This window comes from Alcanivorax quisquiliarum, assembly GCF_023051175.1.
GTDB classification, from domain to species: Bacteria; Pseudomonadota; Gammaproteobacteria; order Pseudomonadales; family Alcanivoracaceae; genus Isoalcanivorax; species Isoalcanivorax quisquiliarum.
The window spans coordinates 192,235-207,436 of sequence record NZ_JALKII010000004.1; the positions used below are offsets into that span (position 1 = coordinate 192,235).

Consider the following 15,202-nt stretch of genomic DNA (forward strand, 5'->3'; position numbering starts at 1 on the left):
GACGCGTCACTTGGTCGCGGCGCTAGAAGGTCGCGGCGCTAGAAGGCTACTGCACCAGCAGGATCACTGCGTCAAACGGCCTCTACTTCAGGGCGCCGCTATTTATTAGAGCGCCATTATTCTAGAGCGCCACTGTGTCAAAGCGCCGCCGCTTCAAAGCGCCGATGCTTCAAAAAACCACGGCTGCACGATCAACGGGCCGCAGTCGCCACGCTACCCGGCTATACTCGGTCAGGCGCCGCCAGCCGCTGCTTTGCAGCGCGCCAGAGCGCCTCCAGCTCGTCGCTGCTCAGGTTATCCAGCGTGTGGCCGGCGTCTGCCGCCTGCTGCTCCATCAAGCGGAAACGCTGTTCGAATTTGTGGCTGGCGCCGCGCAGGGCCATATCCGCATCAGCGCGCAGGTGGCGCGACAGGTTCACAGCCGAGAACAGCACATCGCCCAATTCATCGGCTACCGCCTCGGCGTCGCCGCTTTGCATGGCTTGTTCCAGCTCGGCCAGTTCGGCACGCACTTGCGCCAGCACCGGCGCAACCTCTGGCCAGTCAAAGCCCACCCGAGCGGCTTTCTTTTGCAGCTTTGCTGCGCGCTGTAACGCCGGCAGGCCCTGTGGCACGCCGTCGAGCGCGCTCGTATGCACCACGCCGGTCACAGCCCGCTCGGCGGCTTTGATCGCTTCCCAGGTTGTCTTGATCTCGGCAACGGAGGCGCCTTGCCGATCATCAAACACATGCGGATGACGGCGCACCATCTTGTCGATCAGGCCCCGCGTCACATCGCTGAAATCGAACAGGCCCTGCTCTTCTGCCATGCGCGCATGGAATATCACTTGCAGCAGCAGGTCACCCAGCTCGTCGCGCAACCCGTCCATGTCACCGGCCGCGATGGCTTCGGCCACTTCAAACGCTTCTTCGATGGTGAAGGGCGCGATGCTGGCAAAATTCTGTTCGCGATCCCAGGGGCAGCCGTGCTCCGGGTCGCGCAGTTGCGCCATGATGGCGAGCATTTCTTCGATAACGTGGCGGCTCATGTGGCTACTCGATTGTGGCTATTCGTGCGTCACGCATGTAGTTGCCCATGTAGTGGCTCGGACGGCACTGGCATGTTGCGCGGCTGCTGTGCATTGCCCGTGGGGCCGGCCCGATAAAACCGGCGCCGATATGATTGCCGACATGCGCCAGCGCGGCGCCCCGGCCCCCTTGCTATCGCCGTCAGTTTTTATAGCGTCTGACTTCCAGCACGCCCGGCAGCTGATCCATGCGTGCCAGCACCTTGCCAAGATTCCCCAGGGTGGATATCTCGATGGTCAGCAACATGGTGGCGGTGTTGTCGTCCTGATGGGATTCAGTATGCGCGGCGGTCACATTGACGCGCTCGTTGGCCAGCACCGACAGCAGATCGCGCAGCAACCCCTGCCGGTCCCAGGCGCGCACAAAAATATCCACCGGATAACTGATCCGATCCGCATGGCCCCAGCTGACTTCGATGACCCGCAGCGGATCATCCGCTTGCATCGCCAGCAAGTTCGGGCAATCCGCCCGGTGCACGGTCACGCCACGCCCCTGGGTGATGTAACCCATGATCGAATCGCCGGGAAGCGGCTGGCAACATGCGGCGATATGCGTCATCAGATTGCCGACGCCCTCGATGGTGATATCGCTGCTGCCTTCGTCGCGCTTATGCGCTTTGCGCGGTATGAATTCCAGCTCCTGCTGGCCGGTATCTGCTTCCAGCAAGCCCTGCAAATGATTGACCACACTGGCCGGGCGCAAATCGCCCGCGCCCAGTGCTGCCAGCACATCCTCGCCGCCTTTCAGATTGAAGCGCGGCGCAAGCTTGTCCAGATCCATCTGCCCGACCGCCAGCCGTGACAGCTCGCGCTCCAGAATGGCACGCCCCTGCGAGATGTGCGTGCTGCGATCCTGCCGCTTGAACCATTGCTGAATACGCGCCCGCGCCGATGAGGTGCGCACATAGCCCAGCGAGGCGGTGAGCCAGTCACGGCTTGGCCCGCCTTCCCGCGTGGTGAGAATCTCCACCTGCTCGCCGGTCTTGAGGCGGTAGTGCAACGGCACAATGTGGCCGTTCACTTTGGCGCCCCGGCAGCGATGCCCCACCTCGGTGTGCACCTGATAGGCGAAATCCACCGGCGTGGCGCCGGCCTCCAGATCCACCACGTGGCCTTCGGGGGTAAAGACGTAAACGCGCTCGCTGCTGTGCTGGGCGCGCAGATCATCAACCAGGTTGGTCAGGCTGGCTTCGCCCAGCTCATCGTGCCATTCCAGCACCTGGCGCAACCAGGCGATCTTCTGGTCATCCTGCCCTTTGCGGCGGCGCGGGCCTTCCTTGTAGTGCCAGTGCGCGCACACGCCAAGCTCGGCATCGTCGTGCATCTCGTAGGTGCGAATCTGCACTTCCAGCATCTTGCGATCCGGCCCCACCACTGCCGTGTGCAAGCTCTGATAGCCGTTTTCCTTCGGGGTGGCAATGTAATCATCGAACTCGGTCGGCACGTGCTGCCAGAGCGAGTGCACCACGCCCAGTGCGGCATAACAGTCGCGCACTTCCGGCACCAGAATGCGCACGGCACGCACATCGTACACCTCGTAAAAATCCAGATGCTTTTTTTGCATCTTCCGCCAGATGCTGTAGATATGTTTCGCGCGGCCGTCCACCTGCACATCTTCGATGCCCGAGCGCGCCAGATGTCCTTTGATTTCCTCGACAACCTGGGCGATATACTCCTCTCGATCCAGCCGTTTCTCGTCCAGCAGGCGGGCAATTTTCTTGTAGGCACCGGGTTGCAGGTAACGGAACGAAAGATCCTCCAGCTCCCACTTGAGCTGGCCGACACCCAGCCGATGCGCCAGCGGCGCATAGATATCGAAAATTTCCCGGGCCACTTTCTGGCGGTGGCTCTCGTCGCTATCTTTCACCGCACGGATGATGACGGTTCGCTCCGCCAGCTTGAGCAACGCCACACGCACGTCGTCGACCATCGCCACCAGCATCTTGCGCACGTTGTCGAGCTGGCCTTCCTGCTGGCCCAGCACCGGTTTGCGGCTGGGGTTGAGCACCGCGCTGATCGCCGCCATACGCAACACGCCCTCGACCATCCGGGCGATGGTTTCGCCAAATTCCCGCTCCACTTCAAGCAGTGACAGGTGGCCTTCGCGCACGGCGCGATACAGCACCGCCGCAGGCAGTGCTTCGCCATCGGCATGCAAATCGGCCAGTATCTCGGCCATCTCCAGGCCGATGCGGTAGCAGCCGATACCGTAGGGCCAGCGGCGGCCAGCCAGATCGCCGGCTTTTTCGCAGCCCCTGGCGCGCTCGCAAGCGCGCTCCAGAAGCGTGGTGTCCTGAAGATGGCAGCGCGCAGCCACACTGGCGAGCCAGGCGGCGAGATCGCTGTCAGGGCCAGCTTCCGCTGACTGCCGGCGAACCGTTACCATCGAACACTTCCTCCATTGCGACCGCGCACCGGCTCAGCCACGTTCAAACAGAGCGATCGACTCCACGTGCGTCGTGTGCGGGAACATATCCATCACCCCTGCCGCCCGCAGCCGGTAGCCCAGCACTTTCAACTCGCCGGCATCGCGGGCGAGCGTGGCGGGATTGCAGGAGACGTATACCAGCTTTTGAGCCCCGAATTGGGGCATCAAACGCACCATTTCAAGAGCACCGGCCCGTGGCGGATCAATCAACACGCGATCGAACTGCTCCGCCGCCCAGCTTTGGCCACTGATATCCTGGCTCAGATCCCAGGCGTGGAATGACAAGTTCGACAGCCCGTTTCGCCGGGCGTTCTCCTCGCCCCTGGCCACCATCGCCTCGCTAAGCTCCACGCCCACCACCTGCTGCGCCCGGCGCGCCATCGGCAGGGTGAAATTGCCGAGCCCGCAAAACAGATCCAGCACCCGGTGCTCGGGATGGATATCAAGCAAATCCAGTGCCAACGGCACCATCTCGCGATTGATGGCGGCGTTGACCTGCGTAAAATCGACGGGATGAAATGCCAGCTCCACATCATCGGACGGCAAACGATAGTAGAGCCGCTCCTCACCTTCCGTAGGCCAGACGCGATGCACCGTGCTCTCATTGCCGGGTTGCAGGTAACAATGCCAGCCACGGGCCTGACAAAACGCCACAATCGCCGCCAGATCATCCGGCGAGAGCGGATCCATGTGACGAAACACCAGTGCCACCAGCTCATCGCCGGTGGCGACCTCGATTTGCGGCAGCCGCGCCCGCGCCGCGAGGCCCGTCACCAGCGTCCGCAGCGCCATCAAAGATTCCCCGATGGCCGGCGTCAGCACCGCACAACTGTGGATGTCGGCCAGAAAATTGTTGCGCTTTTCACGAAAACCCACGAATGCTGTTTCTCGCGGGATCACATAGCGCACACCCAGCCTGGCCTTGCCCCGATAACCGGTGACCGGGCCGCGCAGCGGCGGCAACCAGCGCTCCGGCACCAGGCCACCAAAATGATCCAGTTGCTCCGCCAGCACTGATTGTTTCAACGCCACCTGCGCATCACTGTGCATATGCTGCAAGCTGCAACCGCCGCACAGCAAGGCGTGCTCGCAGGGCGGCTCGGTGCGCTCCGGCGAGGCACGCAGAATCTCCTCCGCCCGCCCTTCGTCGTACTTGCTGTGCACAGCGGTGTAACGAAACATCACCTGCTCGCCGGGCAATGCGTTATCGAGAAAGGTGGTCTTGCCGTCGATCCGGGCGATGCCGCGGCCGTCATGACTGAGCGCGGTCACCTCGGCCGTCACCGCGTGCGGCGGCAGCGGCCGGCGTCGCTGTCTGCGTGCCATGGGATCAGCTCGTCGCCGGGGGCGTGAAAACACCCGTGGACAGATAACGATCACCACGGTCGCAGACAATCGCCACAATCACGGCGTTCTCGACACGCTGCGACAGCTGTAGCGCGGCAGCCACTGCGCCACCAGACGAAACGCCGCAGCTGATACCTTCTTCCCGTGCCAGCCGGCGCATGGTTTCCTCGGCGGTGTACTGATCCATATCCACCACTTCATCAACGCGGCTGGCATCGAAAATGCTCGGCAGATATGCCTTCGGCCAGCGACGGATGCCGGGAATCTGCGCGCCGTCGGTGGGCTGCAAGCCAATGATGCGCACCGCCGGGTTCTGCTCCTTGAGATAGCGTGACACGCCCATGATGGTGCCTGTGGTGCCCATGGACGACACAAAATGGGTGATCCGCCCGCCGGTATCGCGCCAGATTTCCGGGCCAGTGGTTTCGTAATGGGCCAGCGGGTTGTCCGGGTTGGCAAACTGATCCAGCACCTTGCCCTCGCCCCGCGCCGCCATCGCCTGGGCCAGATCACGCGCGCCTTCCATACCTTCTTCGGGGCTCACCGAGATCAGCTCGGCGCCATAGGCGGCCATGGCATCACGGCGCTCCTGGCTCTGGTTGGCCGGCATGATCAGCTTGATGCGGTAGCCGCGCATCGCCGCCGCCATCGCCAGCGCGATACCGGTATTGCCACTGGTGGCCTCGATCAGTGTATCGCCGGGCTTGATGTCACCACGCGCTTCGGCCTGGCTGATCATGTGCAGCGCCGGCCGGTCTTTCACCGAACCGGCCGGGTTGTTCCCTTCAAGCTTCACCAGCACCACGTTGGTGGTGTCACCGGGCAGGCGTTTCAGGCGCACCAGCGGGGTATTGCCCACTGTGCTTTCGATACTGGGGTAATTCATAACGGCTCCGTCAGCGTCGTGCTGCCGCAATTGTACCTGATGGCACAGGCCGCACCAGCGCGGCTGGCGGCCAGCTACAGCAGGAAGGCATAATCCGGTGATCCCGTTGAAACAGGCTGGCCATGAGTAATATCAATCTGCGCACCCGCATTCTGCTAATGACCGCAATTCCGGCGATCGTCGCTGCGCTGGTGCTGGGTGGCTATGTGCTGAGCAGCCGCGTCAATGAGATTCGCGGCAATACGCAAAACCTGCATCGGCTGATCGTCGATAATTATGTTGCGCGTATTCGCGCCATGCAGTCGCCGACGCTGGATGATTACCAGCACCTCATGCGTGCCGTGCTGGAAGAACAAGACGTACGCGCTGCCACTTTGCGAGAAGGCAGCCGTGCAATCCATGCCGGCCCGCGCATGCACCCGCTGAACGAGGAGTTCACACTTACCCAGTTGGCGCCCGGTACCGATGTCATCCCTACTGACGGCAGCTGGCGCTGGCGCCAAACGCTGGATGACAGCAATACACAAGTGCTGGAAGTGGAATTCAGCAGCAGCCGTCAGCGTATCGAGATTCTCGAAACCATGCTGACCTTGTTGCTGACCACCGCCACCATCATCGGCCTGGCGTTGATCCCTGCCTTGCGCTTCAGCCGCCGCATGACCGCCCCGGTGCAGCGATTTACCGAAACGCTGGAGCAGATTCGTGATGGCGAGCTGGGTGTGCGTGTGCACACTGGCGCAGGGGGCGAGCTGGGGCGGCTGGAGCACACCATCAACAATATGGCTGCGGCACTGCAAGAAGCACAGACAGAGCTGCAACAGAACGTCGATCAGGCCACCGAGGATTTGCGCGAAACCCTGGAAACCATCGAAATTCAGAACATCGAACTGGATATGGCGCGCAAGCAGGCATTGAAGGCAAGCCAGATCAAATCCGAGTTTCTGGCCAACATGAGCCATGAAATCCGCACGCCGCTCAACGGCATCATCGGATTTACCCGGCTGCTGCTGCGCTCGGAGCTGAGCCCGCGCCAGCGCGAATACCTCAGCACCATTCGCAAATCCTCCGAGGCGCTGCTGGCGATCATCAACGACATTCTGGATTTTTCCAAAATCGAGGCCGGCAAATTGAGCCTCGACCGGGTGCCGCTGCATTTACATGATCTGATCGAAGAGGTGCAGACCATGCTGGCGCCGCTGGCGCAGGAAAAAAGCCTGGAACAAGCCGCCATCATCTATTCGGATGTGCCGCTGCAACTGCTTGGCGATCCGCTGCGCATCAGGCAAGTGCTGACCAATCTGATCAACAACGCAATCAAATTCACTGCACGCGGCTCCGTGGTGGTGCGCGCCATGCTGGAAGAACAGCGCGATCATCTGGCAACGCTGAAAGTGGCCGTAACCGATACCGGCAGCGGCATCAGCGAAGATATGCAGAAAGAGCTGTTCAGCGCCTTCACACAAGTGGACCAAAGTGCGGCGCGGCGCATCGGCGGCACCGGCCTGGGGCTGGCGATCAGCAAGCGGCTGGTGGAGGAAATGGGCGGCGAGATCGGCGTCGAGAGCACACTGGGCCGGGGCGCCACATTCTGGTTCACGCTGCGCGTGGAGGTGGATGAACAGACACCGCTGACAGACAGCTTCCGCGCTTTTCGTGGCGTTCCAGCCGTGCTGGTGGAGCCGAACGAACATGCCCGCCTGGGCCTGTATCACATGCTGCGCGCCTGGGGTATGGATGTCACCAGCGTGCAGGCGTTGGACGCACTGCAGGCGATGCTGACAGAACAGCCCCTGGAGGCAGAGTTCGTCATCATCGGCATGCCGCCCGGCCACGATCAGGAAGACACCCTGCAAAACATGCTCAACCAGCTTTGCCACCAGCTCGGCAAGCCGGTCATCGTGCTGTGCAACCAGACGGATCGACTCAATCGTCTGCTGCCGAACACCCCCACCCTGTGCCGTATTCTCGGCAAGCCGGCAACACGCCTGCGGCTCTATGACGCCTTGCTCGAACTCAGCGGCCAGAATCGCGAGCCGACCCCGAGCCCGGCCAGCCAGGCACCCGATACCGGCTTGCACGTCATGGTGGTGGACGACCACCCCGGCAACCTGCGGCTGGCGCGGGTGTTCCTGGAGGAGATGGGCGTGCGGGTGACCGCTTGCGCCAGTGGCGCCGAGGCCATCACCGCGTTCACGGAAGAGCAGGTTGATCTGGTTTTCATGGATATCCAGATGCCGGACATGGACGGCATGCAAACCACACAGCAGTTGCGCGCCCTGGATGGCGACACCCGCCATACACCGATTGTTGCCCTCACCGCGCATGCCCTGGCCAGCGAGCGCCAGCAATTGATGCAGGCAGGCATGGACGATTACCTGTCCAAGCCCGTCAGCGAAAGCCACTTGCACCACATGCTGCAAAAATGGGTGCCCGGTTATCAACCCGAGCAACGCGATGCCCCGCCTGCGCCCACCGTGCCCGCTGCTATCCCGGAAGACGAGGCGCCAACCTTCGACGCTACGCTGGCGTTGCAACGCGCCGGTGGGCGCACTGCGCTGGCGGCGGAAATGCACAATATGCTGCTCGCCAGCCTGGCTCAGGATGGCCCGCGTATCCGTGCGCTGGCGGCACAACAGGATAAGCCCGCGCTGCTGGAGGCGGTGCACAAGCTGCACGGCGCGACCCGCTATTGCGGTGCCGTGCGCCTGGAACAGGCCACCGGGTCATTAGAAGAACAGCTGAAAACAGGCGCCACCGATGCCGACATCCAGGCAGGCACGCAGCGCCTGCTGGACGAGATCGAACAGTTGCTGGCTCAGCCTCCGGATTCGATGATGGCGAATGCCACCACGTAATCCCGCTCATCGGTGATCGAAACGTGAGTGCGGCACGGGCCGAATTGCGCCAGCCGGGCCGCGCCCGCCCCATACCAGGTGACTTGCGGCCGCCCCAGCGCATCCGGCAGCACTGCCATATCGTGCCAGCTCAGCCCGGCCCTCAAGCCGGTGCCCAATGCCTTGAGCAACGCTTCCTTGGCGGCGAAGCGTTTGGCCAGCCAGCGTGCCGGCGCATTGCTGGCACGCTGCAAGGACAGCTCATCGGGATGCAGCAGGCGCTCGGCCAAGGCATCGCCACGCCGCACGCAAGCCGCCTCGACACGGGAAACAGCGATAATGTCGGTGCCAATGCCGACAATCATCCGCGCCACGCCGCCTGGTCGATCAGGGTACGCATGGCGCGCACGGCCTCATCCAGCCCGGTCAGCACCGCACGAGCAACGATTGCGTGGCCGATATTCAGCTCGTTGATGCCCGGCAGCCCGGCAATCGGTGCGGTGTTGTGATAATGCAGGCCGTGGCCGGCATTGACGATCAGGCCGTTTTCCAATGCCAGATCCAGCCCTTCGTGAATGCGCCGCAGCTCGGCGCGTATCTGCGCAGGGTCGGTCAGCTCCGCATAGCGGCCGGTGTGAATCTCGATGACCGGCGCACCGCAACGCACGGCGGCTTCGATCTGCGCGGGTTCGGCGTCAATGAACAGTGATACCTGAATGCCTTCGGCGCTCAATTGCGCGCACACGTCTTTCAGGCGCGCCTCGTTGGCAATTACATCCAGGCCGCCTTCCGTGGTCAGCTCGTCGCGTCGTTCCGGCACCAGGCAGCAGTGCGGCGGCCGCAGGCGCGTGGCGATGCCGATCATCTCGTCGGTGGCGGCCATCTCCAGGTTGATGCGTGTCTGCGCGGTCTGTAGCAAAAGCTCCACATCCCGGTCGCTGATATGGCGGCGGTCTTCACGCAAATGCACGGTGATGCCATCAGCGCCGGCCTGCTCGGCGATCAGCGCCGCCTGGACAGGTTCGGGATACCGCGTGCCGCGCGCCTGACGCAATGTGGCAACGTGGTCGATGTTCACACCAAGAAGGACGGGCATATCAAAACTACCTTGTGTTCAGTCATTGCGGGGTGGCCAGTATAGCGGAACCGGGCAGCGGGCTATAACCGGCGGCATTCGGGCTACGGGCGGCTGTGACAACGACGGCGCCGAGCAGCCGCGTAGTGTTGTCAGCGAAACAGCTCACGGCTGACCAGCGGGCGGTTACCGAGATGCGGTGCCAGCGCAGCGCGCAGCAGATCCCGTGCGGTACGGCGCGCCTCGTCGTGCCAATCGCCCGCCGCGATGGCGAGCAACGCTTCACCCGGCCAGCCGGTCGTTGCCGGCAACAAGCCCTGTTCGGGGTCGAAGCGATAGCGCTGGCCAACCGCCAGTGGCTCGCCATCCGCCGTTTCCGTCAGCGAAAAGCCGTATCCCAGCTCGGTGAGCAATGTCAGTTCAAAATGCCGTAGCAGCACATCCTGTTCGCGCACGCCAGCGGCCAGCGTGGTGAGCGTCGCTTCGTAAGGGGTCAGCAAACCGGGGTGCGGATCATGCCGGTGCAGCAGCCGCACCAGCAGTTCATTGAGATACAGGCCGCAGTAAAGCGCCCGGCCGGCCAACGGCAGCACCGGGCCTTGCGCCTCGATGTGGACCAATGTCAGCAGCTCGCCGCGCCCGCCAAGATTGGCCAGCAGCGGGCGGAACGGCTGCAACAACGGATTGCGGCGGCCGCCACGGGCCACCACGCCCATGCGGCCACGACGCTGGCCCAGCAGTTCCAGAATCACGCTACTGTTGCGGTAAGGCCGCGCGTGCAGCACCCACACTGCTTCCAGTGCCCCTGGCTGCTCCACAGCAGCGCCTCAGTCGTAGCCCAACGAGCGCAGGGCGCGCTCGTCATCCGACCAGCCAGAACGGATCTTGACCCACAGATTCAGCATTACCTTGCGATCAATCAGTGCTTCGATATCCCGCCGAGCGTCAATGCCGATCTTCTTGATGCGATCACCACCCGTGCCGATCAGAATTTTTTTCTGCCCACGCCGCTCCACCAGAATAGCGGCCGAAATGGTGGTCAGCGTCGGTGTGTCCTCCCACACCTCGACCTCCACCGCGACCTGATGCGGCAGCTCCTGCCCGAGTTGCCGGAATACTTTTTCGCGCACGATTTCCGCCGCCATGAAGCGCAGGCTGCGATCCGTTACCTGGTCTTCGTCGTACCAGAATTCGCTTTCCGGCAGATGCCGGGCGAGCGCCAGCTCAAGCTCGTTCAGGTTGTGCCCGCCGAGTGCAGACACCGGCACCACTTCGACAAACTCGCGCTTTTCCGCCAGCTCGGAAAGATGAGGCAACAGCCGTGTCTTGTCTTCCAGCGTATCGACCTTGTTCACCACTAGCACTACCGGCGTGCTCACGCGGCGCAGCAGCTTGAGCACGTAGTCGTCGGCATCCGTCCATTTCAGGGCATCGACCATGAAACAGATCAGATTCACATCCTCCAGCGCCGTCACGGCGGCATTGTTCATGCTCCGGTTAAGCGCCCGCTGCTGCTCGCGGTGGATACCGGGCGTATCCGCGAAAATGATCTGGTAATCATCGCGGGTAAGAATGCCGTGAATACGGTGCCGCGTGGTTTGCGGCTTGCGCGAGGTAATGCTGATCTTCTGGCCGATCAGATGGTTCATCAATGTCGATTTGCCGACATTGGGGCGGCCGACAATCGCCACCACACCGCAACGGGTCGTCACGGGGGGCTGCTGTGTCATAGGTTGTCCTCCAGCCACGCCAGCGCCAGCGCGGCAGCGTCCTGTTCAGCGCGGCGGCGGCTGCTGCCGGTCGCCACAAATTCAAGTTGGTGGCTGGTCAGCAGGCATCGAACGTCAAACTGCTCGCTGGGTGCCTGGCCACGGATATCCAGCACAGTGTACTCCGGCAAGGGCAGCTGGCGCCCCTGCAACCATTCCTGCAGGCGGGTCTTGGCGTCCTTTGCCGCATTCTGCGGCGAGACAGCGGCCAGCCGCGCCTGGAACCAGCCCAGCACGATCTGGCGGCAGGTTTCCTCGCCCGCTTCCAGCAGCAGTGCGCCGACGAGGGCTTCCAGCGCATCGGCGAGAATCGAGTCGCGGCGGTGCCCGCCACTTTTCATTTCGCCACCACCCAGCGCCAGGCATGGCCCGAGCTCCAGCTCACGCGCCACATCTGCCAAGGTGGCACCGCGCACCAGTACCGAGCGCATGCGCGTCAGCTGGCCTTCGCTGGCCTCGGGAAACTGATCGAACAACCAGCGGCTGATGATCTGCCCTAATTGGGCATCTCCGAGAAACTCCAGCCGCTCGTTATTGTTGCGCCGGTCGGCGCTGCGATGGGTGAGCGCCTGCTGTAACAGGCGTTCATCCTGAAACTGATAACCCAGGCGCTTGCCAAGCCTGGCCAGGTCGTGGGTCATGTTGTCTTCCGATCAGGGCCGGGCGAGCTGGCCCGGTCAAGGCACTGTGTGCGTCAGCGGATGTTCTTCTCGAAATCCTGCTTGAAAGTGAGGATCACGTCCACATTGCCGAACAGCGGCTCCCGCACTTCGTAATCCACACCGATATACAAAATGCCGCTTTCCTTGCTGATGATGAGGTCGCGAGCACTGATGGCACCGACGTTGTTGACGCCAAAACGGCGATCAAGCGCGGCACGGATCTCGTTCTCGGACTGCAAGCCCACCTTGCTGTCAGCCAGCGTGCTGTTGATGGCGGTGCGAATGGTGCTGTATTCCATATAAGCCGGAATAGTGCGGAGGGCTGCGGTTCCCAGCACTACCGCCAGCACGATGATCACCATCCAGCCAGCCAGCGACACCCCTTTCATGCGTGAAGGAAAGGTTTTCATGCCACAGCCCCCTGTCGTATTCGGTAGCAGCTTTATTCGGTAGCCGCGTCCGGCAGATCGTCTACTTTGTCGATGGCGCCATTGCGAGAAAAACTCGGCAGCGAGAATCCGGGGCGCCAGTGCATCCAGATCAGAAACGCCTTACCGACAATATGATCTTCCGGCACCATTCCCCAATACCGGCTGTCGTTACTATTGTTCCGGTTGTCTCCCACCATGAAATATTCGCCCTCGCCCACCGTCCATTCGCGGTCTTCCGAGCGCACCATCGGCTGCCCGGTAAAGGGGTTCAGCTCTGTTTCATGGCGGATCAGGTGGCGCGAATCATCCAGCGTCTCGACATAGAGCGTCTCCTGCAATCGCCCCATGCGCTCGCTTGACAGCGCTTCCCGTGGCAGTGGCTCGCCGTTGATATACAACTGACCCTGGCGCTGCACAACATGATCGCCCGGCACACCCACCACCCGTTTGATGAAATTCTGGGCCGGCTTCAGCGGGTAGCGAAACACCATCACATCGCCGCGCTGGGGGTCGCCCAGGGCGACAATCCGGGTGTTGGTTACCGGCAGCCGCAAGCCGTAGGCAAACTTGTTCACCAGAATAAAGTCGTTGACCTCCAGGGTGGGCAACATGGAGCCCGAAGGAATGGTAAACGGCTCGACGATGAACGAGCGGATCACCAGCACCACGAAAAACACCGGCAACAACGAGTTGGTGAATTCCACCACCTCACGCACCAGCCGCCCACCGCGCTCGCGCAGCCTGAATTGCTTGTCCGCCAGCCAGATCACCCCGGAGACGAATACCGCCAGCGTCAACCAGAAGCCGATATCTATTTCCATCAGTCACTCACCTTCAGCACGGCCAGGAACGCCTCTTGCGGGATTTCCACGTTGCCGACCTGCTTCATGCGCTTCTTGCCGGCTTTCTGCTTCTCAAGCAATTTCTTTTTCCGTGATACGTCACCGCCGTAGCATTTGGCGATCACGTTCTTGCGTAATGCCTTGACCGTCTGGCGAGCAATGATCTTGTTGCCGATCGCCGCCTGAATGGCTACATCGAACATCTGACGCGGCACCAGATCTTTCATTTTCTCAACCAGGATGCGGCCACGATACATGGCCTGATCGGCGTGGCAGATCATCGCCAGTGCATCCACCCGGTCGCCGTTGATGAGTACATCCACCCGCACCAGACGGGCCTGCTCGAAGCGATCGAACGCATAATCAAGCGAGGCATAGCCCCGGCTACAGGATTTCAGCTTGTCGAAGAAATCCAGCACCACTTCTGCCATCGGCACGTCGTAGGTCAGCGATACCTGTTTGCCCAGATACTGCATGTTTTTCTGCACGCCGCGCCGTTCCACTGCCAGCGTGATGACGTTGCCCACATAATCCTGCGGCACCAGAATATTCACCCGCGCAATCGGCTCGCGGAATTCTTCGACCTTGTTCGATTCCGGCAGCTTGGAGGGGTTGTCCACATACAGCAGCGAGCCGTCGGCCAGCAGCAATTCGTAGACGACAGTCGGCGCCGTGGTAATCAGATCAAGATCGTATTCGCGCTCCAGCCGCTCCTGGATGATTTCCATGTGCAGCATACCCAGGAAACCGACACGGAAGCCGAAACCCAGCGCATCGGATGTTTCCGGCTCGTAGAACAGCGAAGCGTCATTGAGCGCCAGCTTCGCCAGCGCATCGCGGAAGCCTTCGTAATCATCTGCGCTGACCGGGAACATGCCTGCGTAAACCTGTGGCTTGATCTTCTGGAAGCCGGGCAGCGCCTCGACTTCCGGGGTGCGTGCATGGGTCAGCGTATCGCCCACCGGCGCACCGAGAATGTCCTTGATGCTGGCACTGATCCAGCCCACTTCGCCCGCTTCGAGTACCGTCCGCTCGGTGCGCTTCGGAGTAAAGACACCGAGCAGATCGACCGAGTGGGTCTGGCCGGTGGATTTCACCAGAATCTTGTCGCCTTTCTTCAGGCGGCCGTGCTTCACGCGCACCAACGACACCACGCCCAGGTAATTATCAAACCAGGAGTCGATAATCAGCGCCTGGAGTTTGCCGTCTCGCTCGCCCGTCGGTGGCGGAATGCGCTCCACCAGCTGCTCCAGCAGATCATCAATGCCCAGGCCGCTTTTCGCGGACACCCGGCAGGCATCCTGGGCATCCAGGCCGATGATCTCCTCGATCTCCTGAATCACCCGCTCCGGCTCCACCTGCGGCAGATCGATCTTGTTCAGCACCGGCAGCACTTCAAGATCCTGTTCGATTGCGGTGTAGCAGGTGGCAACCGACTGCGCCTCCACACCCTGTGCCGCGTCCACCACCAGCAGCGCGCCTTCACAGGCCGATAACGAACGAGATACCTCGTAGGAGAAATCCACGTGACCGGGGGTATCAATAAAGTTGAGCTGGTAGGTTTCACCATTACGCGCCTTGTAGTGCAGCGTCACGCTGTGCGCCTTGATGGTGATCCCACGCTCGCGCTCCAGATCCATGGAATCGAGCACCTGCTCCTTGAGCTCACGCTCGGAGAGGCCGCCACAAACCTGAATGAACCGGTCTGCCAACGTTGATTTGCCATGATCAATATGGGCGATGATGGAAAAATTTCGAATATGGCTGATATCAGTCACAAAGCACGCCGAACCTGAGGATGATGGAGCGCGATGATAGCGGATTTGGCCTCTCAGGGCGATGGCCGGCATCGCCCTGAGAT

The 15,202-nt window shown here is 61.8% G+C and carries 13 protein-coding genes; 1 reads left to right on the top strand and 12 read right to left on the bottom strand.

What is annotated here, in order from left to right:
- Positions 1 to 221: 221 nt before the first annotated feature.
- The 4 genes from mazG to cysM all read right to left on the bottom strand — a co-directional run bounded on the left by mazG (position 222) and on the right by cysM (position 5,728).
- Entirely contained in the window at positions 222 to 1,028 is an 807-nt protein-coding gene (gene mazG / locus MU846_RS08210) for a nucleoside triphosphate pyrophosphohydrolase (RefSeq protein ID WP_246951535.1), read from the bottom strand.
- Between the two features lie 181 nt (positions 1,029 to 1,209).
- Positions 1,210 to 3,453 carry a GTP diphosphokinase gene (gene relA, locus MU846_RS08215; protein ID WP_246951537.1) on the bottom strand — a complete coding sequence of 748 codons (2,244 nt, stop codon included), beginning with the start codon at positions 3,451 to 3,453 and terminating at the stop codon, positions 1,210 to 1,212.
- A gap of 33 nt (positions 3,454 to 3,486) precedes the next feature.
- Entirely contained in the window at positions 3,487 to 4,821 is a 1,335-nt protein-coding gene (gene rlmD, locus MU846_RS08220) for a 23S rRNA (uracil(1939)-C(5))-methyltransferase RlmD (protein ID WP_246951539.1), read from the bottom strand.
- Positions 4,822 to 4,825: 4 nt separating this feature from the next.
- Positions 4,826 to 5,728, bottom strand: coding sequence for a cysteine synthase CysM (gene cysM, locus MU846_RS08225; RefSeq protein ID WP_246951541.1), 903 nt, complete (start codon positions 5,726 to 5,728; stop codon positions 4,826 to 4,828).
- Positions 5,729 to 5,850: 122 nt separating this feature from the next.
- Between cysM and MU846_RS08230 the strand changes: the two genes are divergently transcribed.
- Positions 5,851 to 8,583: a response regulator gene (locus tag MU846_RS08230; RefSeq protein ID WP_246951543.1), complete on the top strand. Its 2,733-nt coding sequence runs from the start codon at positions 5,851 to 5,853 to the stop codon at positions 8,581 to 8,583.
- On the opposite strand, the gene acpS is transcribed toward MU846_RS08230, so the two are convergent.
- The 8 genes from acpS to lepA all read right to left on the bottom strand — a co-directional run bounded on the left by acpS (position 8,544) and on the right by lepA (position 15,119).
- Positions 8,544 to 8,927 carry a holo-ACP synthase gene (gene acpS / locus MU846_RS08235; protein WP_246951545.1) on the bottom strand — a complete coding sequence of 128 codons (384 nt, stop codon included), beginning with the start codon at positions 8,925 to 8,927 and terminating at the stop codon, positions 8,544 to 8,546. The genes MU846_RS08230 and acpS overlap by 40 nt on opposite strands.
- Entirely contained in the window at positions 8,924 to 9,658 is a 735-nt protein-coding gene (gene pdxJ / locus MU846_RS08240) for a pyridoxine 5'-phosphate synthase (protein ID WP_246951547.1), read from the bottom strand. The genes acpS and pdxJ overlap by 4 nt, the downstream gene beginning before the upstream one ends.
- Before the next feature lie 131 nt (positions 9,659 to 9,789).
- Positions 9,790 to 10,455 (bottom strand): DNA repair protein RecO, encoded by a 666-nt coding sequence (gene recO / locus MU846_RS08245; protein ID WP_246951549.1) that lies wholly within the window; start codon positions 10,453 to 10,455, stop codon positions 9,790 to 9,792.
- 9 nt (positions 10,456 to 10,464) lie between these two features.
- Positions 10,465 to 11,367 (bottom strand): GTPase Era, encoded by a 903-nt coding sequence (gene era / locus MU846_RS08250; protein WP_246951551.1) that lies wholly within the window; start codon positions 11,365 to 11,367, stop codon positions 10,465 to 10,467.
- Positions 11,364 to 12,047, bottom strand: coding sequence for a ribonuclease III (rnc, locus tag MU846_RS08255; RefSeq protein WP_246951553.1), 684 nt, complete (start codon positions 12,045 to 12,047; stop codon positions 11,364 to 11,366). Before rnc ends, era begins: the two co-directional genes overlap by 4 nt.
- A 53-nt stretch (positions 12,048 to 12,100) precedes the next feature.
- On the bottom strand, positions 12,101 to 12,478 hold the full coding sequence (locus MU846_RS08260; protein ID WP_246951555.1) for a DUF4845 domain-containing protein: 378 nt from the start codon (positions 12,476 to 12,478) through the stop codon (positions 12,101 to 12,103).
- A 32-nt stretch (positions 12,479 to 12,510) separates the two neighbouring features.
- The gene (gene lepB / locus MU846_RS08265) at positions 12,511 to 13,320 is read right to left on the bottom strand and encodes a signal peptidase I (RefSeq protein ID WP_246951557.1); all 810 of its coding nucleotides are present in this window, start codon (positions 13,318 to 13,320) and stop codon (positions 12,511 to 12,513) included.
- A complete protein-coding gene (gene lepA / locus MU846_RS08270) occupies positions 13,320 to 15,119 on the bottom strand; it encodes a translation elongation factor 4 (RefSeq protein WP_246951559.1) in 1,800 nt (599 codons plus the stop codon). Before lepA ends, lepB begins: the two co-directional genes overlap by 1 nt.
- Positions 15,120 to 15,202: the final 83 nt, after the last annotated feature.

What these genes read in the sequence shown, in the direction of transcription:
- MU846_RS08260 (WP_246951555.1), bottom strand. Translation starts at nt 12,478, where the DNA reads ATGAAAACCTTTCCTTCACGCATGAAAGGGGTGTCGCTGGCTGGCTGG.
- mazG (WP_246951535.1), bottom strand. Translation starts at nt 1,028, where the DNA reads ATGAGCCGCCACGTTATCGAAGAAATGCTCGCCATCATGGCGCAACTG.
- MU846_RS08230 (WP_246951543.1), top strand. Translation starts at nt 5,851, where the DNA reads ATGAGTAATATCAATCTGCGCACCCGCATTCTGCTAATGACCGCAATT.
- pdxJ (WP_246951547.1), bottom strand. Translation starts at nt 9,658, where the DNA reads ATGCCCGTCCTTCTTGGTGTGAACATCGACCACGTTGCCACATTGCGT.
- lepB (WP_246951557.1), bottom strand. Translation starts at nt 13,320, where the DNA reads ATGGAAATAGATATCGGCTTCTGGTTGACGCTGGCGGTATTCGTCTCC.
- era (WP_246951551.1), bottom strand. Translation starts at nt 11,367, where the DNA reads ATGACACAGCAGCCCCCCGTGACGACCCGTTGCGGTGTGGTGGCGATT.
- cysM (WP_246951541.1), bottom strand. Translation starts at nt 5,728, where the DNA reads ATGAATTACCCCAGTATCGAAAGCACAGTGGGCAATACCCCGCTGGTG.
- acpS (WP_246951545.1), bottom strand. Translation starts at nt 8,927, where the DNA reads ATGATTGTCGGCATTGGCACCGACATTATCGCTGTTTCCCGTGTCGAG.
- relA (WP_246951537.1), bottom strand. Translation starts at nt 3,453, where the DNA reads ATGGTAACGGTTCGCCGGCAGTCAGCGGAAGCTGGCCCTGACAGCGAT.
- rlmD (WP_246951539.1), bottom strand. Translation starts at nt 4,821, where the DNA reads ATGGCACGCAGACAGCGACGCCGGCCGCTGCCGCCGCACGCGGTGACG.
- rnc (WP_246951553.1), bottom strand. Translation starts at nt 12,047, where the DNA reads ATGACCCACGACCTGGCCAGGCTTGGCAAGCGCCTGGGTTATCAGTTT.